18 protein-coding genes are annotated in these 22,896 nt (G+C 74.8%); 11 read left to right on the top strand and 7 right to left on the bottom strand.

What is annotated here, in order from left to right:
- The first annotated feature begins 20 nt into the window (after positions 1-20).
- Positions 21-3,485: a BTAD domain-containing putative transcriptional regulator gene (locus ACFU5J_RS06195; protein ID WP_430578137.1), complete on the top strand. Its 3,465-nt coding sequence runs from the start codon at positions 21-23 to the stop codon at positions 3,483-3,485.
- Here ACFU5J_RS06195 and ACFU5J_RS06200 read toward each other — a convergent pair.
- From ACFU5J_RS06200 to ACFU5J_RS06225, 6 genes are all read right to left on the bottom strand, one after another.
- A complete protein-coding gene (locus ACFU5J_RS06200) occupies positions 3,467-4,318 on the bottom strand; it encodes an ABC transporter permease (RefSeq protein WP_430578138.1) in 852 nt (283 codons plus the stop codon). The two genes, ACFU5J_RS06195 and ACFU5J_RS06200, sit on opposite strands and share 19 nt — an antisense overlap.
- Positions 4,315-5,286, bottom strand: a complete 972-nt coding sequence (locus ACFU5J_RS06205; protein WP_430578139.1) for an ATP-binding cassette domain-containing protein — start codon at positions 5,284-5,286, stop codon at positions 4,315-4,317. The genes ACFU5J_RS06200 and ACFU5J_RS06205 overlap by 4 nt, the downstream gene beginning before the upstream one ends.
- 91 nt (positions 5,287-5,377) lie before the next feature.
- Complete coding sequence (locus tag ACFU5J_RS06210) at positions 5,378-6,106, bottom strand: aminotransferase class IV (RefSeq protein WP_430575398.1); 729 nt, start codon at positions 6,104-6,106, stop codon at positions 5,378-5,380.
- A 47-nt stretch (positions 6,107-6,153) separates the two neighbouring features.
- The gene (locus ACFU5J_RS06215; RefSeq protein ID WP_430578140.1) at positions 6,154-7,125 is read right to left on the bottom strand and encodes a heme A synthase; all 972 of its coding nucleotides are present in this window, start codon (positions 7,123-7,125) and stop codon (positions 6,154-6,156) included.
- A gap of 85 nt (positions 7,126-7,210) precedes the next feature.
- Positions 7,211-7,996 (bottom strand): ABC transporter permease, encoded by a 786-nt coding sequence (locus ACFU5J_RS06220; protein WP_430575400.1) that lies wholly within the window; start codon positions 7,994-7,996, stop codon positions 7,211-7,213.
- The gene (locus tag ACFU5J_RS06225; RefSeq protein WP_430578234.1) at positions 7,993-8,925 is read right to left on the bottom strand and encodes an ABC transporter ATP-binding protein; all 933 of its coding nucleotides are present in this window, start codon (positions 8,923-8,925) and stop codon (positions 7,993-7,995) included. Before ACFU5J_RS06225 ends, ACFU5J_RS06220 begins: the two co-directional genes overlap by 4 nt.
- Positions 8,926-9,093: 168 nt before the next feature.
- On the opposite strand from ACFU5J_RS06225, the gene ACFU5J_RS06230 reads away from it, so the two are divergent.
- The 10 genes from ACFU5J_RS06230 to ACFU5J_RS06275 all read left to right on the top strand — a co-directional run bounded on the left by ACFU5J_RS06230 (position 9,094) and on the right by ACFU5J_RS06275 (position 18,526).
- On the top strand, positions 9,094-9,720 hold the full coding sequence (locus ACFU5J_RS06230) for an HdeD family acid-resistance protein (protein ID WP_430575402.1): 627 nt from the start codon (positions 9,094-9,096) through the stop codon (positions 9,718-9,720).
- Positions 9,721-9,896: 176 nt separating this feature from the next.
- Positions 9,897-10,673, top strand: a complete 777-nt coding sequence (locus tag ACFU5J_RS06235) for a helix-turn-helix transcriptional regulator (RefSeq protein WP_430578141.1) — start codon at positions 9,897-9,899, stop codon at positions 10,671-10,673.
- A complete protein-coding gene (gene sufB, locus ACFU5J_RS06240) occupies positions 10,670-12,130 on the top strand; it encodes a Fe-S cluster assembly protein SufB (protein WP_430575404.1) in 1,461 nt (486 codons plus the stop codon). The genes ACFU5J_RS06235 and sufB overlap by 4 nt, the downstream gene beginning before the upstream one ends.
- A complete protein-coding gene (gene sufD / locus ACFU5J_RS06245; RefSeq protein ID WP_430575405.1) occupies positions 12,130-13,326 on the top strand; it encodes a Fe-S cluster assembly protein SufD in 1,197 nt (398 codons plus the stop codon). Before sufB ends, sufD begins: the two co-directional genes overlap by 1 nt.
- 7 nt (positions 13,327-13,333) lie before the next feature.
- Entirely contained in the window at positions 13,334-13,681 is a 348-nt protein-coding gene (locus tag ACFU5J_RS06250) for a non-heme iron oxygenase ferredoxin subunit (RefSeq protein WP_430575406.1), read from the top strand.
- Positions 13,682-13,734: 53 nt separating this feature from the next.
- The gene (gene sufC, locus ACFU5J_RS06255; protein ID WP_430575407.1) at positions 13,735-14,502 is read left to right on the top strand and encodes a Fe-S cluster assembly ATPase SufC; all 768 of its coding nucleotides are present in this window, start codon (positions 13,735-13,737) and stop codon (positions 14,500-14,502) included.
- A 46-nt stretch (positions 14,503-14,548) separates the two neighbouring features.
- Entirely contained in the window at positions 14,549-15,847 is a 1,299-nt protein-coding gene (locus ACFU5J_RS06260) for a cysteine desulfurase (protein WP_430578142.1), read from the top strand.
- A 21-nt stretch (positions 15,848-15,868) separates the two neighbouring features.
- Positions 15,869-16,333 (top strand): Fe-S cluster assembly sulfur transfer protein SufU, encoded by a 465-nt coding sequence (sufU, locus tag ACFU5J_RS06265; protein ID WP_430575409.1) that lies wholly within the window; start codon positions 15,869-15,871, stop codon positions 16,331-16,333.
- A gap of 13 nt (positions 16,334-16,346) precedes the next feature.
- On the top strand, positions 16,347-16,706 hold the full coding sequence (locus ACFU5J_RS06270; RefSeq protein WP_430575410.1) for a metal-sulfur cluster assembly factor: 360 nt from the start codon (positions 16,347-16,349) through the stop codon (positions 16,704-16,706).
- A 167-nt stretch (positions 16,707-16,873) separates the two neighbouring features.
- Positions 16,874-18,526, top strand: a complete 1,653-nt coding sequence (locus tag ACFU5J_RS06275; protein ID WP_430578143.1) for an FAD-binding protein — start codon at positions 16,874-16,876, stop codon at positions 18,524-18,526.
- 84 nt (positions 18,527-18,610) lie between these two features.
- Here the strand turns inward: ACFU5J_RS06275 and ACFU5J_RS06280 are convergent, their stop codons facing one another.
- On the bottom strand, positions 18,611-22,633 hold the full coding sequence (locus ACFU5J_RS06280; protein ID WP_430578144.1) for a discoidin domain-containing protein: 4,023 nt from the start codon (positions 22,631-22,633) through the stop codon (positions 18,611-18,613).
- Positions 22,634-22,896: the final 263 nt, after the last annotated feature.

Here is a 22,896-nt window from a genome sequence, read left to right on the forward strand (position 1 = left end):
TGCCGGTAGGCTCCACAGGCGTGCGTGACGCCTCCCTCCCCGAGCCCGGTACCGACCGATCGTCGGCGCCGGCGGGCGCGCCCGCGGTGCGGGTGCTGGGCCCGGTCCGGGTGGCCGGGCCCGGGGGGGAGGACCGCGCGCCGCGCGGGACCCGTGCCTCCGCGCTGGTCGTGCTCCTCGCCCTCGCGGGTCCGCGCGGCGTCTCGTCGTCCGTCCTCGTCGACCGGCTGTGGCAGGAGTCCCTGCCCGCCGACCCGCGGGCGGCCCTGCAGAACCTCGTCTCGCGGCTGCGGGCCGTGGCGGGGCGGGGCGTCGTGCGGGCCACGGAGGCGGGGTACGCCCTGGGCGTGACGACCGATCTCGACCTGGCGCGCGAGGGCCTCACGGCCGCGCGCCGCGAGCTCGTCTCCGGCGACCCGCGCGTCGCCGCCCGCACCGCCGAGGGTGCCCTGGCGCTGTGGTCGGGCACGCCCGGCGTCGACCTGGAGGGCGGCGAGTTCGCGGCGGTCGCCGTGGAGCTCGCCGCCGTGGCCCGGCGTCGCCGCGACGAGCTGCGCACCGTGCGCCGCGACGCGGCCGAGGCCGCGGGGGAGCACGGTCTCGTCGCCGAGCTCGCCGGCGCCGACGTCGCCGCCGACCCCACCGACGAGGACGCCGCCCGCGCGCTCATGGCGGCGCTCGGCGGCCTCGGGCGGCCGGGCGAGGCGCTGCGGGTCTTCACGCGGCTGCGGTCCGTGCTGGTGCGCGAGCTGGGCAGCGAGCCCGGCCCGGCCACGGTCGCCCTGTACGAGCGGCTCGCCGCGGAGGTCGGGGAGCCGGCGCACCCCGTCGCGCGCCCGGTCGGTGCGGACGCGCCGGCGGCCCCGCCCTCGCCGCCCCTGGCGCCGGCCACCGGCGCGGGCGCAACGGACGCCGGGGGCGCGCACGGCGGCGGCACGGCGCGGGGCCTGCGCACGTACCCGACGCCGCTGCTCGGTCGCGAGCCGGACGTCGCCGCGCTCCTCGACGCCCTGACCGTCTCCCGCCTCGTCACGGTCCTCGGCCCGGGCGGGCTCGGCAAGACCCGGCTCGCGCAGGAGGTCGCCCGGCGGACGCTGGGGCGCACCCCGGTCGTGGTCGTCGTCGAGCTCGTGGGCGTGCGGAGCGACGACGACGTGGTCCTGGCGCTCGCGGACGCCCTGGGCGTCGCTCCGGGGGTCGGCTCCGTGCGCCTGGCCGACCGGCTCCAGGCGGGCGACCTCGCCACCCAGGTGACCACGCGCCTGCGCGACGCCGAGGCCCTGGTCGTGCTCGACAACTGCGAGCACGTCGTGGAGGGCGCGGCGCGATGGGCCGGCGCGCTGCTGGCGGTCGCGCCGGGGCTGCGGGTGCTCGCCACGAGCCGGACCCCGCTGCTCCTGGACCAGGAGGCGACGTACGCGCCGGCCCCCCTCGGCTCCGCGCCCGACGGCGACGACGACGGCCCCGCCGTCCGCCTGTTCGTCGAGCGGGCCCGGGCCGTGCGCCCCGACGCCCTGCTCGACCGGGCGGCCGTCGCGCACCTGTGCGAGCGGCTGGACGGCCTGCCCCTGGCGATCGAGCTGGCGGCGGCGCGGGTGCGCACCCTGAGCGTCGCGGAGGTGGACGCCCGGCTCGACGAGCGGTTCGCCCTGCTGCGGGTACGCGACCGCTCCGTCCCGGACCGGCACCGCACGCTGGAGGCGGTGCTCGACTGGAGCTGGAACCTGCTCACCGCGGGCCAGCAGGCGCTGTGGCGGCGCGCCGCCGTCCTCCCGGACGGGTTCTCGGCGGAGGCGGCCCGTGCCCTCCTGCCCGACGTGCCCGGCTGGCAGGTGGACGACGACGTCGACGCCCTCGTGCTGCAGTCCCTCGTGCGGGTCGAGGAGGCGGACGGCGCCAGCCGGTACCGCATGGTCGAGACCGTGCGGGAGTTCGGGCTGCTGAGGCTGGCGGCCGCGCACGAGGAGCGCTCGGCCGAGGACGCCGTGCTCGGCTGGGCCACCGCCGTCGCGCGCCGCTGCGCCGCGCGCGTGCTGTCCCCGGACCAGCACCTCGCCGTCGCGGAGCTCGGGCGCGAGCAGGAGAACCTCGTGTACGCGGTGCGCCGCGCGATCGAGCGCGGGCGCCCGGACGTCGTCGTCCACGGCTTCGTCGCGCTGCTCGGCAGCTGGGCCTCCCGCGGCGCGGAGGAGCGCGTCATCGGGCTCACGCCCGCGGCGCTGGAGTCGCTGCGGGGCTGGGAGGTCCCCGACGAGCACGCGGACGCGACCGCGATCACGCTCGAGGTGATCGCGGGGGCGTCGGTCTTCGGCGTCCCCGGGCAGGCGGCGCGCCCCCTCGGCCGCCTGCGCCGGCTCCTGCGCACCAGCGGCGCGGTGGGCGCCCGCACCCGGGCGCTGTCCGCCGTGGTGCTGGCGCGCACGCCGGAGGAGCTCCACGAGGTGCTCCTGCGGCTGCAGGGGTCCGACGACGGCTACACCGCGCTCATCGCCCACATGTTCGAGGCGCAGCTGCAGGAGAACGACGGCGAGCTGGCCCGCGCCGTGGAGCACGCCACCGCCGCGCACGAGGTGGCACGCGCCGTCGGTGACCCGGCCGCTACGGCGATGTCCGCGATGGTGGTCGCGTCGTTCGTCGCCGAGGAGGGCGACGCGGCCGCGGCGCTGCGGTGGCTCGCGGTCGCCCGCGACGGCGTCGGGGCGCTCGGCGCCGGGGAGATGCTGCGCCAGACGTGGTGGATCGAGCTGTGCGCGTCGCTCACCCTGGGCGACGTCGAGACCGCCGAGCGGGCGATGACCGCGATGGCGGCGGCGACCGCGGAGGCCCAGGGCTCCCAGGCGGTCGAGGCGTGGACCGTGCTCGAGCTGGGGCGCGGCGAGCTCGCCTGGCTCCGCGGGGAGCGGGCGGTCGCCCTCGAGCACCTCGCGCGCTCCGTGGACGCCCTCGGCGGGGGGCGGCCCGGCCCCGACGGTGCCCCCTGGTTCCTCATGGCCGCCTCGGCCGCGCTCGTGCGGCGCGTGCAGGCAAGGGACGGCGACGCCGGGCTGGTGCGCCGGATCGTCGAGGTCGGGCGCGGGGCCCGCGGCGCCGGCCGCGGGTTCGTCGACCGCCCGGTGCTCGCGATGTCGGCGATCGGCGTCGCCTACTGGGGCTGCATGGGCGCGGGCCCGGCGGGGGCCGGGGAGTCCCGCGAGCGCGTGTCCGCGGGGGTGGAGCTGCTGGCCCTCGCGGGCCGCCTCGGCGGGCGGCAGGACGTGCCGGCGCTCCGCCTGTCGTCGCTCTGGGAAGCCGTCCGGGAGGCGGTGTCCGGCACGGCGGGCGGCGCCGACCTCCTGCGGGACGCGGAGCGCCGGGCGGCCGAGCTCGACCGCGACGGTCTGGTGCCGCGCGCGGACGTGCTCCTGGGCCGCCTCGCGGACGAGGCGGCCCAGGAGCACGACGCCGAGCCGGGGGCCGGCGGCCCCGGTCAGGCCTTCTTCATGTAGCTCCGCACGGCGAGCGGGGCGAAGATCGCCACGACGACGGCGCAGCTGAGCAGCGCGATGCCGACCTGGCCCGTGACGCTGCCGGTGCTGGCGAGGTCACGCACGGCCGTCACCAGGTGCGACACCGGGTTGACGTTGACGAAGCCCTGCAGCCAGCCGGGCATCGTGTCCACGGGGACGAACGCGTTGGACAGGAACGTCAGCGGGAAGAGCACCAGGAACGAGATGCCCTGCACGGACGACGCGGACCGGCCGATGACGCCGAAGAACGCGAAGATCCAGCTCAGGGACCAGGCGCAGACGATCACCAGCAGGCCGGCGAGCAGCACGCCGCCGACGCCGCCGCCCGGGCGCCAGCCCATGACCAGGCCCATGACGATCGTCAGGGTCGTGGCGATGAGGTAGCGGACCAGGTCCGCGACCAGGGCGCCGGCGAGGGGCGCGATGCGGGCGATGGGCAGCGACCGGAACCGGTCGAACACGCCCTTGTCCATGTCCTCGCGCAGCTGGGTGCCGGTGACCGCGGAGGCCGTGATGACGGTCTGCACGAGGATGCCCGGGATGATCACGGGCAGATAGGCCGCGATGCTGCCGGAGATCGCCCCGCCGAAGATGTAGGTGAACATCAGCGTGAAGATGATCGGCTGCACCGTGACGTCGATGAGCTGCTCGGGCGTGCGGCGGATCTTGATGAGGCCGCGCCGGGCCATCGCGAGCGAGTCGGACACGGCCTGGCCGACGGTGACGCGGTTGCGCAGGGTGCGCTCGGCGCCGGGGACGATGCGCCCGCCCGACGCCGGCGGCGCCGCGGGGGCGGTGGTGAGCGTGGTCATGCGGAGATCTCCTCAGGGGCGTCGGCCTCGGTCGCGCCGTGGCCGGTCAGGGTCAGGAACACCTCGTCGAGCGTGGGCTTGTCCATCGACAGGCCGTCGATGTCGATCCCGGCGCCGCGGAGACGGACCAGGAGGTCGGTGACGCGGGCCGGGTCGGCGACGGGCACCGTGAGACGACGGGCCTCGGGCGACGGCGTGGCCGGCACGCCGAGCACGTCCCGTACGGCCTCGAGGGCGACGGGGGCGTCCTCGGGGCGCACGAGCGTGAGCTGCAGCGACTGCTCGCCCACGGACGACTTGAGCTCGTCGCCGGTGCCCTCCGCGACGACCCGCCCGCGGTCGATGACCGCGATGCGGTCCGCGAGCTGGTCGGCCTCGTCGAGGTACTGCGTGGTGAGCAGCACCGTGGAGCCCGTCGCGACGAGACGGCGGATGGTCTCCCACATCTGGGCGCGCGTGCGCGGGTCGAGGCCCGTGGTGGGCTCGTCCAGGAAGAGCAGCGGCGGCTGCGCGATGAGGCTGGCCGCGAGGTCGAGCCGTCGGCGCATGCCGCCGGAGAAGTTCTTCAGGGGGCGCGCGGCGGCGTCGGTGAGGTTGAACTCCTCGAGCAGGTCGCGGGTGCGGCGCGCCGCGGCGGCGCCCTTGAGCCCGTTGAGGCGGCAGAAGAGGAGCAGGTTCTCCGTGGCGCTGAGCGTCTCGTCGACCGAGGCGTACTGCCCCGTCACGCCGATGAGCTGCCGCACGACGAACGGCTCGCGCGCCACGTCGTGGCCGAAGACGGAGGCCCGCCCGGCGTCGGGGCGCAGGAGGGTCGCCAGCATGCGGATCGTGGTGGTCTTCCCGGCCCCGTTCGGGCCGAGCACCCCGTAGACCGTGCCGGTGGCGACCGTGAGGTCGACCCCGTCCACGGCGCGGTTGTCGCCGAAGATCTTGACGAGGCCCTCGGCCTCGATCGCGGTGGTGGTCATGGCACCACCGTGCGCGGCGGCGCTCGCAGGCCGCTGTCACGGCGCTGTCACGGCCTCGCGCGACGCCGTCAGCGCCGCGGCCCGGCGAGGGTCAGACGGCGTCCCAGGGGAGGGCGGACAGCGCGGCCCTGATCTCCGCGACGCGTCCCGCGGCGTCGGGCAGCGGGGTCCCGTCGACGGACGCGACGGCGACGATCCCGATGGAGTTGACGAGGAAGGCCCCTGCGAAGCCGGGCACGTCGCGCAGGTGCACGGGGTGGGCCCAGGAGGGCGTGGCGGCCTCGACGAGCGCGAGGCCCGTGCCTCGCAGGTGCGGCGCGGTCGGCCAGACGACGCCGCCGTCGGCCTCGAGGAACCCGACGTTCGCGATCGACGACTCGGCCACGGCGCCGTCGGGGCCGGTCAGCAGGGCGTCGTCGAACCCCTCGCGGCGGACCTGCCGGGCCCACTGCGCCTGCGCGAAGCCGCCGAGGTGCTTGAGGTGCGCGAAGGGGCGCAGGTACGGCACGGCCCGCAGGCGCTGGGGCGTGCCGGGCGGGAGGCGGGGGCCGGCGACCTGGACGGCGACGTGCTCGGCGTCGCGCAGCACGACGCGCACCGACGCGTCCGCACGGCCGTCGAGCGCGTGCCGCACCAGACCGATGACCCGGTCGCCGTCGAGCGGCGCGTCGAAGATCTCGCGGTGGGCGGCGTCCAGCCGGAGCAGGTGGTGCTCCAGGCCCTGCACCCCGCCGCCGCGGACCTGCATGGCGGTGAAGTGGCCGTCGGTGGACGCGACCTGCTCGGCCGTCGCGGGGCGGCCCTCGACCTCGATGCGCACGCCAGCACCGTAGCGCGGCGCCCCGCCGGAACCGGGCCGCGCGCGGCTCAGGAGCGGGTGCGCAGGCGCAGGACGGCGTTCGCGGTGGCCCAGGTGAGGCAGCCCGCACCCACCAGGTGGATGCCGACCAGCAGCTCGGGCAGGCCGGTGAAGTACTGCACGTAGCCGATGAGCCCCTGGGCCATCGTGACGGCGAGCAGCAGCCACGCGCCCTTCCGTGCGGCCGGCACGCCGGGACCGGCCGCCGCGCGGTGCAGCAGCACCAGCAGCACGACGAGCGTGATCGTGAACAGCCAGACGGAGCCGGAGTGCGCCTTGGTGACCGTCAGGGGGTCGAGGGCGAGGCGGTAGCCCACGGAGGTGTCGCCGGAGTGCGGGCCGGAGCCGGTGACGAGCACCCCGAGGGTGACGATCGGGACGAGCAGGACGCCGAGGACCGTGCCGACCACGGAGACGGCCCGCCCCCCGACCCGCACGGGACCGCCGTCGCCCTCGCCGTGCCGGTGCAGCAGGTAGGCGCTGAACCACACGAGCGCCGCCGAGACGCCGAAGTGCAGCGAGACCCAGCCCGGGTGCAGGTGCAGCAGCACCACGACGCCGCCGATGACCGCCTGCGCGACGACGCCCGCCAGGGGCACCACGCCCAGGGCGCGGAACGACCGCGTCCGGCTGCGGTCGGTGGCCACGAGCACGAGGACCATGAGCCCGACGATCGCGAGCAGGAACGCCAGCGTGCGGTTCCCGAACTCGATGTAGGGGTGGATGGACGAGGCCTGGTGGAACGCCGGCGTGAACTCGCCGGGCTCGCAGTTCGGCCAGCTCGAGCAGCCGAGCCCGGAGTCGGTGAGCCGCACGGCGCCGCCGGTGCCGATGATGAGGATCTGCCCGATGACGTTCGCGAGCAGCACGCCGCGGGTCCAGGAGCGGAACCGCGCGAGCGGGTCGCGACGGTCGTGCCGGTCGGTCGGCAGGGCGGCGCCCGACTCGGGGGCGGGCACTGCGGGGCTCGGCGAGGTCACGGGTCCACGGTATCGCCAGGATCCGGCCGTCCGGGCGCCTCCGGGCACCCCGCGGTGTGACCTTGGCCCGCCTCGCGGCCCGGTGTCACTGCCAGCGGAAGAAGCGGGCCGCGGCCCATGCGAGGAGCGCCGTCCACGCCGCGAGCACGACGACCGCCGGCGCCGGCACCCCGGTGCCGATCAGGGCGCCGCGCATCGCCTCGCCGAGCGCGCCCGACGGCAGGAACGTCGCGACGTGGGCGAGCGCCCCGGGCAGCTGCTCCGGCGGCACCAGCAGGCCGCCGCCCACGACCAGGAGCACGAGGACGAGGTTGGCGAGCGCGAGCACGCCCTCGGCGCGCAGCGTGCCCGCCAGCAGCAGCGCGAGCGCCGTGAAGCACGCGGTGCCGAGCAGCCCGACGCCGACGGCGGCCAGGATCCCGCCCGCGGCCGGCTGCCAGCCGAGCGCCAGCGCGACGGCCCCGATCACGACGACCTGCACGACCTCGACCGCGAGCACGCCCAGCAGCTTGCCCGCGAGCAGCCCGCCGCGGCCCAGCGGCGTCGTGGCCAGGAGGCGGAGCACGCCGTTGCGCCGGTCGAAGGCGGTGGCGATGGCCTGGGAGGTGAACGCCGTGGACACGCAGGCGAGCGCCAGCACGCCCGGCGTCACGAAGTCGATCCGCGCGAGGCCGCCCGTGTCGATCTCGATGACGCTGGTGCGCGTCAGGCCGAGCAGCACCATGACGGGCAGCACGACGGTCACGAGCAGCTGCTCGCCGTTGCGCAGCACGGCGCGCGTCTCGAACCCGGCCTGGGCCAGGACCCGGCGCCACGCGGGGGCGGCCAGCGCGGCGGGCGCGTCCGAGGGGGCGGGGGTGGTCGTCGTCATCGCAGGTGCCGTCCCGTCAGGTCGAGGAAGACGTCCTCCAGCGTGCGCCGGCCCACGGTGAGCCGGCTCGCGAGGACGTCGTGGTCGGCGAGCCAGCCGGTCAGCGCGGCCAGCGCGCGGGGCCCGGCGGGCCCCGTCGCGACGTAGGAGCCGGGCTGCGGCTCGGCGACCGCCCAGGTGCCGTGGTCGCCCGCACGGCCGGGCGCGGTGCCGAGCGCGGCGGCGAGTGCTGCGACGTCCAGGCCGGGGGCGGCGTCGAACCGCAGCGTCCGGTCGTCCTGCGCGTCGGGGGAGAGGAGCTCGGGGACGCTGCCGCTGGCGATGACGCGCCCGTGGTCGACGACGTGGACGCGGTCCGCCAGGTCCTCGGCCTCGTCCATGAGGTGCGTCGTGAGGACGACGGCGGTGCCCTCGTCGCGCAGCTCGCGCACGAGGTCCCACACGGCGTGCCGGCTCTGCGGGTCCATGCCCGCGCTCGGCTCGTCGAGGAACACGACCTCGGGGCGCCCGACCACGGCCGCGGCGAGCGACAGCCGCTGGCGCTGCCCCCCGGACAGGCGGCGCACCGTGGTTCGTGCGAACGAGCCGATGCCGAGGCGCTCGCCGAGCTCGGCCACGTCGCGCGGGGCCGCGTACATGGCGGCGACGTGCCGCAGCACCTCGCCCGCGCGGGCACCGGTGGGAAGCCCGCCGTCCTGCAGCATGACGCCCACGCGGGGGCGCAGGGCGCGGGCGTCGGCCACCGGGTCGAGGCCGAGCACGCGCACGGTGCCGCCGTCGGGGGACCGCAGCCCCTCGCAGCACTCCACGGTGGTGGTCTTGCCGGCACCGTTGGGGCCGAGCACGGCGGTCACCGCGCCGGCGTCGGCGACGAGGTCAAGCCCTGCGACCACGTCCCTCCCGCCGTAGCGTTTGACGAGGCCCTGCACATGGACGGCGGCACCGGCGCTCGCGGTGCGGCGGTCCTCGGCAGGGCGGGCGGACGGCGTGGCGCCGTCCGCGCCCGATGGCGCGATCGAGGTGGGCACCGGAAGATTCTACGGAGTCGCCCGGACCGGGCGACGGGCGTCAGGCGCGACCGGAGGAGCAGCACGACCATGACCTTCTACACGTTCACCCCGCCGCAGGACGTCGCCGCGCTGGCCCGGCGCCTGTGGTACTGGCCGGTGATCCGCGGTGTGCTCGCGCTGCTGTTCGGTCTGCTGGCGATCTTCCTGCCGGACAAGACCCCGACGGTGCTCGTCCAGGTCTTCGGGGTGTTCGTGCTGGTCGACGGCGTGGTGAGCCTCGTCGACGGGCTGCGCCGCCGGGGGTCGTCGGCGGGCTCGGTGAACACCGGCATCGGCATCGTCGCGCTGGTCTTCGGCGCCCTGCTGCTGCTCCTGCCGAAGGTCTTCCTCGGGATCGTCCTGATCCTCGTGGCCGTCTGGGCGCTGATCTTCGGCCTGCTCCAGCTGTTCGTCGTGCCGGCGATGCGCCGCCGCGGCGGGGCGTCGTGGGTCTGGAACCTCCTGGCCGGGCTGCTGCTCATCGCGCTCGCGGTGGTGTGCTTCGCCAACCCCGCCGACGCGATCGTGGGGCTGTCCATCGTGATCGGCGTGTTCGCGGTGATCATCGGCATCGTGATGATCGCGCTGGGGATCAAGCTGCGCCAGCTCGGCCGGCAGGGTCCCGGCGGCGGTCCGGGCGAGGTCATCGAGGGGCGCATCGTCACCGGGGAGTGACGTTCGCGACAGCTGCCCTCCCAGCGGCCCAGGAGGGGGCCCGGTGAGGCATGCCTTGCTTGACATCCTGGATTACGCAACAAGGATGTTCCCTATATCGACGTCGTCGCCGGTGGTCGAGGTCTGCAGCTGAGGCCTGCCCCCGGTGGCCCACGAGCCGTGAGGGGGATGAGCGCATGCCGACGAGCACGACGGACCGCACGCCCGCGCGCGTCACCCCCCGCGCCCTCGACGCCACGCCCGAGGCCGACGGCACCACGCGCCGTCGCGTCCTGGAGCTCGTCGCCGGCGAGGGGCCCGTCAGCGCGGCCGAGCTCGCCGACCGCCTGGGCCTGACCTCCGCGGCGGTGCGCCGCCACCTGGCCTGCCTCGAGGAGGACGGGACGATCGCCGTGCACGACGGCGGCCCGTCGTCCGGTCGCCGCGGCCGGCCGGCGCGCCGGTACGTCGTGAGCACGCGCGGGCAGTCCGACCTCGCGGGCGGCTACTCCGAGCTCGCGGCACAGGTGATGCGCCACCTGCGCGAGACCGGCGGCAGCGAGGCCGTCGCCCGGTTCGCCGCGGAGCGGTACGACGCCGTCGTCGCGCGGTACGCGCCGCGCCTCACCGCCGCCGACCCCGAGGGCCGCGCGGGCCAGCTCGCGGACCTGCTCTCGGACGACGGCTACGCGGCATCGGTCCGGCCCGTGTCCGGCCCGCTGCTCCCGACGGTCCAGCTGTGCCAGGGCCACTGCCCCGTGCAGCACGTCGCCGAGGAGTTCACCGAGCTGTGCGAGGCGGAGGCCCGCGCCTTCTCCGAGCTGCTGGGCACGCACGTCCAGCGCCTGGCCACCATCGCGGGCGGCGCGCACGCCTGCGTCACGAACGTCCCGACCGTCACCACGCAGGTCTCACCCCAGAACCTCCCCACCCCGGCCCACCGCATCCGCGGCACGCAGGAAGGAACACGATGAGCGCTCCCACCCAGGACGCCGCCCAGGCTTCGGCGCAGGGCACCGAGAAGCGGTCCGATGACGAGATCATCGACTCGATCGGCGCGTACCAGTTCGGCTGGCGCGACAGCGACGCCGCAGGCGAGGCCGCCCAGCGCGGTCTGAACGAGGACGTCGTCAAGAACATCTCGGCGCTGAAGGACGAGCCCGAGTGGATGGCGAAGTTCCGTCTCAAGGCGCTGCGGCTGTTCGGGAAGAAGCCGATGCCGAACTGGGGCGCCGACCTCACCGGGATCGACTTCGACCGGATCAAGTACTTCGTGCGCTCCACGGAGAAGCAGGCCGCCAGCTGGGAGGACCTGCCCGAGGACATCAAGGAGACCTACGACAAGCTCGGCATCCCCGAGGCGGAGAAGCAGCGCCTCGTGGCCGGCGTCGCCGCGCAGTACGAGTCCGAGGTCGTCTACCACCAGATCAACGAGGAGCTCGAGAAGCAGGGTGTCATCTTCCTCGACACCGACACCGCGCTGCGCGAGCACCCCGAGCTGTTCCAGGAGTACTTCGGCACCGTCATCCCGTCGGGCGACAACAAGTTCGCGGCGCTGAACTCGGCCGTGTGGTCGGGCGGCTCCTTCGTCTACGTGCCGCCGGGCGTGCACGTGGAGATCCCGCTGCAGGCCTACTTCCGCATCAACACGGAGAACATGGGCCAGTTCGAGCGGACGCTGATCATCGCGGACGAGGGCTCCTACGTGCACTACGTCGAGGGCTGCACGGCGCCGATCTACTCGAGCGACTCGCTGCACTCCGCGGTCGTCGAGATCGTCGTGAAGAAGAACGCCCGCGTGCGCTACACGACCATCCAGAACTGGTCGAACAACGTGTACAACCTGGTGACCAAGCGCGCCACGGCCGCCGAGGGCGCCACCATGGAGTGGGTCGACGGCAACATCGGCTCCAAGGTCACGATGAAGTACCCCGCGATCTACCTGCTCGGCGAGCACGCCCGCGGCGAGACGCTGTCCATCGCCTTCGCGGGCGAGGGCCAGCACCAGGACGCCGGCTGCAAGATGGTGCACGCCGCGCCGCGCACGTCCTCGTCGATCGTGTCGAAGTCCGTCGCCCGTGGCGGCGGCCGCACGTCGTACCGAGGCCTGGTGCAGGTGCTCGAGGGCGCCAAGCACTCCGCGTCGACCGTGCTGTGCGACGCGCTGCTGGTCGACCAGATCTCCCGGTCCGACACCTACCCGTACGTCGACGTCCGCGAGGACGACGTGTCCATGGGGCACGAGGCGACGGTCTCGCGGGTGAGCGAGGACCAGCTGTTCTACCTCATGTCCCGAGGCATGGAGGAGACCGAGGCGATGGCCATGATCGTGCGCGGGTTCGTCGAGCCCATCGCGCGCGAGCTGCCCATGGAGTACGCGCTCGAGCTCAACCGCCTCATCGAGCTGCAGATGGAAGGGTCCGTCGGCTGATGGCCATCACTACCGATCACTCCCGCGCCGTGGCCGACGGCGCCCACTCCCACGGCGTCGTCCCGGCGGGCTCTCGCGCGGAGCGCAAGACCTCGTTCGACCTCGCCGACATCCCCGTGCCCACCGGGCGCGAGGAGGAGTGGCGGTTCTCGCCGGTCGCGCGGCTCCAGCCGCTGTTCGGCGAGGACCTCGGCGCCGGCGGCGTCCTCACGGGCGTCGTCGAGACGCCGGAGGCCAAGGTCGAGATCGTCGGCAAGGACGACCCGCGCCTGGGCACGACCGGCAAGCCGGGCGACCGCACCGCCGTGACCGCGTGGAACGCCGCGACCGAGGCGACCGTCATCACCCTGCCCGCGGAGGCCGTCGCCACCGACGTCACCTCCGTGCGGGTCGAGGGCGCGACCAAGGACGCGACGGCGCAGCACCTGCTGGTGCACGCCGAGCACCACGCCGAGGGCGTCGTCGTCATCGACCACCGCGGCGAGGCCGTCCTCAACCAGACGGTCGAGATCGTCGTCGACGAGGGGGCGCACCTCACGGTCGTCTCCGTGCAGGACTGGGCCGACGGCGCCGTGCACGCCTCGAGCCACCGCGCGCGCATCGGTCGCGACGCCAAGCTCAAGCACGTCGTGGTGACGTTCGGCGGAGACGTCGTGCGCATCACCCCGGACGCGACGTTCACGGGCGAGGGCGGCGAGGTCGAGATGGTCGGCCTCTACTTCGCGGACGCGAACCAGCACCAGGAGCACCGCCTGTTCGTGGACCACGCCGTGCCGCGCTGCAAGTCGCGCGTCACCTACAAGGGCGCCCTGCAGGGTGCCGGCGCGCACGTGGTGTGGGTCGGGGACGTGCTCATCCAGGCCGAGGCCGAGGGCACCGACACGTACGAGCTCAACCGCAACCTGGTCCTCACCGACGGCGCCCGCGCCGACTCGGTGCCGAACCTGGAGATCGAGACCGGCGAGATCGAGGGCGCGGGGCACGCGTCGGCGACCGGCCGCTTCGACGACGAGCAGCTCTTCTACCTCATGGCCCGCGGCATCCCCGAGGTCGACGCCCGTCGCCTCGTGGTGCGCGGCTTCTTCGCGGAGCTGATCGACCAGATCGGCGTCCCGTCGGTCGAGGAGCGCCTGCTCGCGTCGATCGAGGCCGAGCTGGAGAAGTCGATGAGCGTCATCACCGGCGTCGCGGAGTGACGGCGCGATGACCTCCCAGCTGGCCTGCATGGCCGACGACCTCGCCCCCGAGGAGGCCATGCTCGTGGAGCTCGACGGCGAGGACGGGGCCCCGGTCCCGGTCGCCGTCGTCCGCGACGCCGACGGCGGCTGGCACGCCCTGTCCGACATCTGCTCGCACGGGCAGGTGTCCCTGTCCGACGGGGAGGTCGAGGGCTGCCTCGTCGAGTGCTGGCTGCACGGCTCGCAGTTCGACCTGCGCACCGGCAAGCCCGTGCAGCTCCCCGCCACCCAGCCTGTGCCGGTGTACCCGGTGACGGTGGACGGCGACCGCGTCCTCGTGGACGTCGACGAGCCGCTCGCCGTCGCGTCGTGACCGCCTCGGCAACCCCCACTCTTCGCAGCAACACAGACCTGGAGACACGAAGCATGCCCACCCTGGAGATCCGCGACCTGCACGTCAGCGTCGAGACCAAGGAAGGCGCCAAGCCGATCCTGCGCGGCGTCGACCTGACCATCAACTCGGGCGAGACGCACGCCATCATGGGCCCGAACGGCTCCGGCAAGTCGACCCTCGCCTCGGCCCTCGCCGGCCACCCGAAGTACACGGTGACCTCGGGCACCGCGACGCTCGACGGCGAGGACCTCCTCGCGATGACCGTCGACGAGCGGGCCCGCGCCGGCCTGTTCCTCGCCATGCAGTACCCGGTCGAGGTGCCCGGTGTGTCCGTGGCGAACTTCCTGCGCACCGCCAAGACCGCCATCGACGGCGAGGCGCCCGCCCTGCGCACTTGGGGCAAGGAGGTCAAGGGTGCGATGGAGAACCTCCGCATCGACTCGACCTTCGCCGAGCGCTCCGTCAACGAGGGCTTCTCCGGCGGTGAGAAGAAGCGCCACGAGATCCTGCAGATGGAGCTCTTCAAGCCCCACTTCGCCATCCTCGACGAGACCGACTCCGGCCTCGACGTCGACGCCCTGCGCGTCGTGTCCGAGGGCGTGAACCGGGCCAAGTCGAACACCGACGTCGGCGTCCTGCTCATCACGCACTACACGCGCATCCTGCGCTACATCAAGCCCGACTTCGTGCACGTCTTCGTCGACGGCAAGATCGCCGAGGAGGGCGGCCCCGAGCTCGCCGAGCAGCTCGAGGAGAACGGCTACGACAAGTACGTCGGCACCGGCGCGACGATGGCCTGACCTTCTCGTCGGATAGCCGATCAGGAGCCGTCACCAGGAGGACAGCATGACCACCACCGACACCGTGCGCCCGTCGCTCACCGCGGCGGAGCTCGCCGCCGTGCGCGCGGACTTCCCGCTGCTCGGGCGCACGGTGCGGGGCGGCCGCCCGCTCGTCTACCTGGACTCGGCCGCGACCTCGCAGAAGCCGAACGTGGTGCTCGAGGCCGAGGTCGACTTCTACGAGCAGCGCAACGCCGCCGTGCACCGCGGCGCGCACCAGCTCGCCGAGGAGGCGACCGAGGCGTTCGAGGACGCACGGTCCGCCGTGGCCGCGTTCGTCGGGGCCGACGAGGGCGAGATCGTCTGGACGCCGGGCGCGACGGCGGCCCTCAACCTCGTGGCCTACGCGTTCTCGAACGCGACGGCCGGGCGCGGGGGAGCGGCCGCCGAGCCGTTCCGCCTGGCGCCGGGCGACGAGATCGTCGTCACCGAGGCGGAGCACCACGCGAACCTCGTGCCGTGGCAGGAGCTGTGCGCCCGCACCGGCGCCGTCCTGCGCTGGTTCGGCGTCGACGACGAGGGGCGCGTCGACCTGTCGGACGTCGCGGGCGTGATCACCGACCGCACCCGCGTGGTGGCGTTCGGGCACGTGTCGAACGTGACCGGGGCGGTCGCGCCGGTCGCCGAGCTCGTGGCGGCCGCGCGCCGCGTGGGCGCCCTGACGGTGCTCGACGCGTGCCAGTCGGTGCCGCACCTGCCCGTCGACCTGCACGCCCTCGGTGTCGACCTCGCCGCCTTCAGCGCGCACAAGATGCTCGGCCCCACCGGCGTCGGCGCCCTGTACGGACGGCGCGAGCTGCTCGAGGCGATGCCGCCCGTCACCACGGGCGGGTCGATGGTCGAGGTCGTCACGATGGCCGAGACCACCTACGCCCCGCCGCCGCAGCGCTTCGAGGCGGGCACCCAGATGGTCGCGCAGGCCGTCGGCATGGGCGTCGCGGCGCAGTGGCTGGACGAGCTGGGCATGGACCGCGTCGCGCGGCACGAGCAGGAGCTCGCGGCCGAGCTGGTGCGGATCGGCGAGATCCCGGGCGTGCGGATCGTCGGCCCGGCGGACGCGCGCGACCGGCTCGCCGTCGTGTCGTTCGTCGTCGACGGCGTGCACGCGCACGACGTCGGGCAGGTGCTCGACGACGAGGGCATCGCCGTGCGCGTGGGCCACCACTGCGCGCAGCCGCTGCACCGCCGGTTCGGCGTGGCGGCGACGGCGCGCGCGTCGGCCTCCGTGTACACCACCACCGAGGAGATCGCGGCGTTCCGGGAAGCATTGTCGGGCGTGCGCGCGTTCTTCGGTGTGGACTGACGGCAGGCGGAGAGGACAGCAGTGAGCTCGCTCGAGCAGATGTACCAGCAGGTGATCCTGGACCACGCGAAGCGCCCGCACGGCCGGGGGCTCGTGGACGCGCCCGGCGACCACCGGTCGGGGGAGTCGCACCAGGTCAACCCGACCTGTGGCGACGAGATCACGCTGCGCGTGGACGTCGACGGGTCGACGGTCGCCGGGGTGTCCTGGGAGGGGCAGGGCTGCTCCATCTCGCAGGCCTCGGCCTCCGTGATGACCGAGCTGGTCACCGGGCACGACCTGGCCGACGTCGCCCGCATCGACGCCGTCTTCCACGACCTCATGGGCTCGCGGGGCAAGGGGCTGGACGACGAGGAGGCGCTCGACGCGCTCGGGGACGCCAGCGCGTTCACCGGCGTCTCGCAGTACCCCGCCCGTATCAAGTGCGCGCTGCTCGGCTGGGCGGCGCTCAAGGACTCGCTGGCGCGCAGCGGCGCGCTGAGCTGAACCGGAGGAGACGATGACCGAGAACACGACCGACGAGGTCGCCCCGCCGGCGGCGTCCCCGACGCCGACCACGGCCGCCGACGTCGAGGAGGCCATGCGCGACGTCATCGACCCCGAGCTGGGCATCAACGTCGTCGACCTGGGCCTCGTCTACGGCATCCAGGTGGACCAGAACAACATGGCGACCATCGACATGACGCTCACGTCCGCGGCCTGCCCGCTGACCGACGTCATCGAGGACCAGTCCGCCACCGCCCTGGAGGGCCTGGTCGACGGCTTCCGCGTCAACTGGGTCTGGATGCCGCCGTGGGGCCCGGAGAAGATCACCGACGAGGGCCGCGAGCAGCTGCGGATGCTGGGCTTCAACGTCTGACCACCGCGTCGGACAGCGTCGGACGGCACGACGGCCTCGACCTCCCACCGGGGAGGTCGAGGCCTTCGTCGTCCCGGCCGGGGGCGGGGCGTTGACTCCGGGCCCGCGGTGCAGCAGTATCGGGGCACACCGAACCGGACAGTGGTGTCCGGATGAGAGGAGCCGTCATGCCCGCACCGTCCCGGCCACAGTTCGACCACTCCTACGACGTCGTGGTGGTGGGTAGCGGCGCCGCCGGCTTCGCGACCGCCCTGGGTGCCGTGGACGAGGGGCTCAGCGTCCTGATCGTCGAGGGCACGGACAAGTGGGGCGGCAGCTCGGCGATGTCCGGCGGCGGGCTGTGGCTGCCCGTGAACCCGCTCATGGGCCGCGACGGTGCGGGAGACTCGCGCGAGGAGGCCCTGACCTACCTCGAGGAGACGGTCGGCGAGGCGGGCCGTTCGACCTCGCGGGAGCGCAAGGAGGCGTTCGTCGACGGGGTGGCGGACCTCGTCACGACGGCGGAGCGGCACGGGATGCGCTTCGCGCGGGGCAAGGACTACCCGGACTACTACCCGGAGCTGCCCGGCGGGAAGATCGGCCGGTCGATCGAGGTGGTGCCGCTGGACTCCCGGCCGCTCGGTCACTGGTGGGGCACGCTGCGGTCGGCGGTCCCGCTGCCCGCGAAGACCGACGACGTGTGGCTGCTCGGCCGCGCCTGGTCGACGCCGTCGGGCTTCGTCCGCGGCGCGCGGTTCGTCTTCCGCGCTCTGGGCGGCGTCGTGACCGGCAAGCGTCTGGTCGGGATCGGGAACGCGCTGATGACGTCGTTCGGCCGGGCGCTGCTGGTGGAGCGGGACGTGCCGCTGTGGCTGTCGTCGCCGCTGGAGGACCTCGTCGTCGACGACGGCCGGGTGGTGGGCGTCCGGGTGCGCCGCGACGGGCGGGTCGTGACGATCGGCGCGTCCCGCGGCGTCATGCTCGCGGCCGGCGGCTTCGAGTCGAACCCCGACTGGCGGCAGAAGTACCACGGCATCGACGGCAGCCCGTCGGGCAACCCCGGCAACGTCGGGCAGGTGATCGAGATCGCCCGCGAGGCCGGCGCCGCGCTCGAGCTCATGGACGACGCGTGGTGGGGCGCCTCGGTCGAGGCGCCGCCCGGCGGCACCCCGGCGTTCATCGTGGGGGAGCGCTCGATGCCGTACTCGATCATGGTCGACGCGAAGGGCGAGCGGTTCGCGAACGAGTCCGAGTCGTACGTCGACCTCGGCCACCACATGCTCGCCCACGACAAGGACGGCCCGTACTGGCTCGTCCTGGACGTCCGCGCCCAACGCCGGTACCTGCAGACGTTCGCGATGGACCCGCGCGCCGTCCGGGCGATGAAGGAGGCGGGCATCGCGCACAAGGCCGGCACGCTCGCCGAGCTGGCGGGACGGATCGGCGTGGACCCGGCGACCTTCGAGCGCACCGTGCGCCGGTTCAACGGGTTCGCCCGCACGGGCGTCGACGGCGACTTCGGCCGCGGGAACTCCGCCTACGACCGGTACTACAGCGACCCGCTCGTCCACCCCAACCCGAACCTGGGCCCCCTCGAGAAGGGCCCGTTCGTCGCCTACCGCGTCGTGATCGGCGACCTCGGCACCAAGGGCGGCGTCGTGACGGACGCGGACGGCCGCGCCCTGCGGGAGGACGGCACGGTCATCGACGGCCTGTACGCGGCCGGCAACACGTCCGCCTCGGTCATGGGGCGCACGTACCCCGGTCCGGGGTCGACCATCGGGCCCGCCACGGTGTTCGGGCTGCGCGCCGCCCGGCGGATGGCACGCGCGAACGGCTGACCTCGCCCGCCCGGCGACGAGCGGGGCCCCGGCGCGGGGTGCGGTCTCGGCCTGAGGGCCACGCGACCGCACCCCGCGCAGGCGTCACGACGTGCGTCGCCCGGGCGTGAACTCCGCGGTCAGCGACCGGTCGGTGTCGAGCACGAGGTCGAGGGTGGCCTCGTCGCTCACCACCTGACCGGACTCGTCGCGCCACCCGACGAACCGGTGCGCGCGTGCGGGCTCGGCCCGGAGCCGCACCGGGCTGCCCTTCTCGTAGCGCCCGGGCTCGGTCTCGTTGCCCGCGACGCGGACGGACCCGCCGGTGCTCGGCGCCGCGGACACCGCGAGCGTCAGCTGGGCCATGGTGATCGCCATCGGGTTGGTGATCTCCACGGGGCCGCGGGAGGTCGTGCCGTTGTACCGCATGAGGTTCACGACCCGGACGCGGCTCGACGCGTCGGCGTCTGCGGTGTGCCCGCCGGGCCCGAGGTTGTCGGTGCCGAGGTTGAACGCGGTCACGGTCGCGCCGCCGCGGGCGACGACCCCGTCGCGGCTGCCGTACGCGAACGTGTTCCGTACGGTCAGGCGCCGCGCGCCGGTCGCGCGGACCAACACCTCGCGCTCCCGCGAGACGCCGTCGATGACCTGCGGGAACAGGTTCGCGGCCTCCACCCAGCCGGGGATCCCGTAGGCCATCCGGGTGGCGACGTTCCCGTTGGACAGGACGCCCTGCACGGTGCCTCCCGTGTTCGCGCCGACCCGCACGCCGTTCTCGAGGAAGAGGCCCACCACGCGGCGCACCAGGAAGCGGTCGGCGTCGGCCGTCATGTCGACGGCGTTCCAGGCGTTCTCCATCCCGACGTTCACCACGTACACGCGGGGTGCGTCGCCCCGCACCGCGAACGGGTAGGGCACGGCGCCGTCGGCGGAGGCGGGGTTGTTCTCGGGGTGCAGCACCCGAAGCCCGCGCACTCCCGACCGCTCCCCGGCGAGGGTGACGAGGGCCGGGGCGTCCGCGGCGTCGGCCGCGTCGCGCCCCGCGGTGGCCGCGAGGACGGTGCCCGCCGACTCGACGAGCGAGTCGCGCTGGGGCACCGAGGACGCCCCGCGCAGCTCCACGCGGGCCGGGACGGTGAGGTGCCCGGCCACGGTGTACCAGCCGGCCGGCAGGTAGACGACCCCGCCGCCGGCGCGGCCGGCGTCGTCCAGCGCGCGCTGGATCGCGGCGGTCGCGTCGACGCCCGTGAACCGCCCCGGCGTGCGCGGCACGTCGTAGGGGGCGGCGGTGACGTCGAAGAGGCGGGCCGGCGGCTTCGGCGCTGCGACCTCGGCGGGGACGGCCGGCACGTCGCCCGGCCCGTCGAGCTCGTGCACCGTGCCCTCGACGCCGCCCGCGGTCGCCACGTCCGTGAGCTTCACGTAGCCGCGGGAGAGGTTGCGGACCGCGGCCTGCGTACCCTCCAGCCGGCTCGACGCGACGCCGAGGCCCCAGCGGTCGTCGGACTCCTCGACGAGGACGGCGATGCCGGCGCGGCGGACGTCGACGCCCACGAAGGCGCCGGTGAACGTCGCGCGCGGCCCCTTCACCATCTTGATGCCCACCGCGTAGTCCGCGGCGTGCAGGTCGACGAACTGGTCCCACTCGAGGTCCGCCAGCACGAAGCCGGTGCCGTGCTCCCGGGTCCAGGCGTCGAGCACCGACCGCCTCGGGGCGTCGAAGGTCTTGCCCGCCTCGGCCCAGTACGCGTTGTCGAACCGCACGTCCTCCCAGACGCCGACGTCGGCGCCGTTGTACCCGGCGGCCCCCTCGAAGAGCACCGTGCCGGAGACGTCGCGCACGTTCGCCAGCTCGTGCCCCTGCGCGCCGGGACCCTCGCCGCGGTCGTTGCGCCGCGTGGAGATCCCGATGCCGCGGTACGAGTTGAGCATCGTGACGTGCTCGACCGTGGACATCATGTAGTTCTGGTTGCCCTGCCACGCGAGGCCCGGGATCTCGAACGTGTACCCGTAGGGCACCGGGTCCGCCGCGTCCTGGCCGGGGTACCAGGTGGTCACCCCGACGACGCCGGCGCTGCCGCCGACGAGGAACAGGCTCGGTCCGTCGTCGCCCGAGGGCAGGTCGGCGACCACGACGGTGCCGTACTCGCCGCGCGCGCCGGCGCCCGCGTCGTCGGGGTCGCGTCGGTCGCCGCGCAGGGTGCAGTACGCGCCCACCTCGATGGTGTCGGTGACGCGGTACCGGCCGGCGGGGAGCCAGACCGTGCCGCCGCCCGCGTCCTGGCAGGTGTCCAGGGCCTCCTGGATCCCGTGGGTCGAGTCGGCCTTCCCGCGGGGGTCGACGGCGAAGTCCGTGGCGACGACGTCGGCCACGACCACGTCCTCGGTGGGGAACCTGGTCGTGACCACCTTCGACGACAGCTCGACGTCGGGCGACTCGCGCACCTCGAACGCCGTGAGGCCGAACGCGGCGCGCTGCGTCGCGAGCCGGTCGAGCCACACCCGCACGAAGCGGGCGTCGGTCGGCGCGAACCGGGTCCGCAGCGGTCCGCCGCCGAGCGCGCCCGCCCGGGCGACCTCGGTGAACCCGTCGCCGTCGTTCGAGACCTCGACGCGGTAGTCGTTCGCGTAGTCGGCCGTCCAGCCCAGGGTGATCTCGCCGATCTCGCGGACGCGGCCCAGGTCGACCTGCGCCCACGCGGCGTCGTCGCCCTGCTCGGACGTCCAGGCGGTGCCGTCGTCACCGTCGGTCAGGGCGGCGGGGGAGCCGCCGCCGGTCGTGCCGGCGCTCGCGGCGGCGCCGCGGGCGAGGTCGGTCGTCCGCTCGCCCGCGAGGAAGGACTCCAGCGCGCCGACCAGGGCGTCGGTCGCCGCGTCGACGGCGTCGCCGGTGGCGTCCGCGTCGTCGACGACGGCACGCGCCGCGTCGATCGCCCGCTGGAGGGCCGCCTTCGACCCGGCCGGGTACTGGCCGTCGCGCTCGCCCTCGCGGGCGGCGAAGTGCGCGACGTCGGCGCGGTCGACCAGGCGCCGCAGCGCGACCGTCGGGTCGAGCTCGCGGGGGACGGCTGTGACGGCGATGCCGTCCATCCGCACCTCCCGCGACGACCGCTCGGCCGAGACCCGGAAGTCGGAGCCGTTGGACCGGTTGGTGAGGACCGCGTCGTCGAGCAGCCACGCGTGGTGCGTCCACGCGCCGGACGTGCCGAGCTCGACCGGCGTGGAGTCCTTGAACTTGTCCTCGATCTCGTCGCCCGGGGAGTCGTACTCGAGGAACAGGCTCCCGCCCGCGTCCTGGTACGCGACGTCCACGAGCACGCGGTCGGTGGTGTCGGCGAGGAGCGAGTCGGCGACGTTCGCGTAGACGAAGCTCGTGCCGGCGGCGCGGTCCGTCTGCCAGTAGCCGCGCCCGTCCGCGGTGCCCGTGACGAGGCCGTCCGGGGAGTCGCCAGCGCGCACGGAGATGCCGTCCTCGGCGACCGTCGGCCCCAGGTCGACGCCCGCGGTGCGCACGACGACGCGCACCGCGGCGACGGTGAGCGCGCCGTCACCCGCCGGGGCGAGCGTCACCTCGGCCGCGCCGCCGGGGTGCAGCGTGCCGGCCGGCAGCGGGACGACGGTCGTCGTCCAGCCGTCCTCGTCGGTGTCGGGCTCCGTGGCACCCGCCAGCTCCACCGGGGAGCCGTCCTCACGGTCGGCCGTGGCCGCGGGCGCGACCGCGGCGAGGTGGTCGACCACGAGGTAGCCGGGGCGGTCCGCGAGGCGGTCCACGAACTCGTCGGCGACGTCGAGCGTGAGCTTCTCGGCGCCCGCGGCGGGTGCGGTGCGCCAGAAGCCACGGCCGCCCTCCGCGGCGGTCTCCTGCGCCCCGGGGACGGGGGCGCTCGCGGCCGTGAGGCCGTACGACGTGACCTTCTCGCCCAGGTCGGCGCCGGTGCCCAGCGGGTACCGGTCGACGTCGACGGCGGGGGCGACGGCCGCCACCACGGCGCGCGGCGCGCTGCCCGCCGCGGGGCCCGCTGCCGCCGTGAGCGTCGCGGTGAGCGACACCCCCGCCACCAGGGTCAGCGCCGCCGTCGTCGCGGCCGCGCCGCGGGCGGCGCTTCTCGTCCTTCTGCGCAGTTCCATCCTCAACACCTTTGTCTCGGAGACGTGTTCGTCAGGGGCTCGCGCCGCGCGTGGGCGCGAGGTCGGTGCATCGCCCCGGCCGGGGCGGCCGGTGCCGGCGGCGGATCCCGCGCCCGCCGCCCCCGGGGGCGGGGGGGGGCGGCGGGGCCCCGGCCGGGGGCCGGGGGGGGGTGCGGGGGCGGCGGGGGGCCCGCGCGCGCCGCCCCGCCCGAGGCAGGGGACGAGTCGCGGCCGCGGGGCGTCGCCCCGCCCTCGCCCCCCAC

Source organism: Isoptericola sp. NPDC057559 (assembly GCF_042801555.1).
GTDB lineage: Bacteria > Actinomycetota > Actinomycetes > Actinomycetales > Cellulomonadaceae > Isoptericola.

What these genes read in the sequence shown, in the direction of transcription:
- ACFU5J_RS06200 (WP_430578138.1), bottom strand. Translation starts at nt 4,318, where the DNA reads ATGACCACGCTCACCACCGCCCCCGCGGCGCCGCCGGCGTCGGGCGGG.
- ACFU5J_RS06205 (WP_430578139.1), bottom strand. Translation starts at nt 5,286, where the DNA reads ATGACCACCACCGCGATCGAGGCCGAGGGCCTCGTCAAGATCTTCGGC.
- ACFU5J_RS06220 (WP_430575400.1), bottom strand. Translation starts at nt 7,996, where the DNA reads ATGACGACGACCACCCCCGCCCCCTCGGACGCGCCCGCCGCGCTGGCC.
- ACFU5J_RS06230 (WP_430575402.1), top strand. Translation starts at nt 9,094, where the DNA reads ATGACCTTCTACACGTTCACCCCGCCGCAGGACGTCGCCGCGCTGGCC.
- ACFU5J_RS06235 (WP_430578141.1), top strand. Translation starts at nt 9,897, where the DNA reads ATGCCGACGAGCACGACGGACCGCACGCCCGCGCGCGTCACCCCCCGC.
- sufB (WP_430575404.1), top strand. Translation starts at nt 10,670, where the DNA reads ATGAGCGCTCCCACCCAGGACGCCGCCCAGGCTTCGGCGCAGGGCACC.
- sufD (WP_430575405.1), top strand. Translation starts at nt 12,130, where the DNA reads ATGGCCATCACTACCGATCACTCCCGCGCCGTGGCCGACGGCGCCCAC.
- ACFU5J_RS06250 (WP_430575406.1), top strand. Translation starts at nt 13,334, where the DNA reads ATGACCTCCCAGCTGGCCTGCATGGCCGACGACCTCGCCCCCGAGGAG.
- sufC (WP_430575407.1), top strand. Translation starts at nt 13,735, where the DNA reads ATGCCCACCCTGGAGATCCGCGACCTGCACGTCAGCGTCGAGACCAAG.
- ACFU5J_RS06260 (WP_430578142.1), top strand. Translation starts at nt 14,549, where the DNA reads ATGACCACCACCGACACCGTGCGCCCGTCGCTCACCGCGGCGGAGCTC.
- ACFU5J_RS06270 (WP_430575410.1), top strand. Translation starts at nt 16,347, where the DNA reads ATGACCGAGAACACGACCGACGAGGTCGCCCCGCCGGCGGCGTCCCCG.
- ACFU5J_RS06275 (WP_430578143.1), top strand. Translation starts at nt 16,874, where the DNA reads ATGCCCGCACCGTCCCGGCCACAGTTCGACCACTCCTACGACGTCGTG.
- ACFU5J_RS06280 (WP_430578144.1), bottom strand. Translation starts at nt 22,633, where the DNA reads ATGGAACTGCGCAGAAGGACGAGAAGCGCCGCCCGCGGCGCGGCCGCG.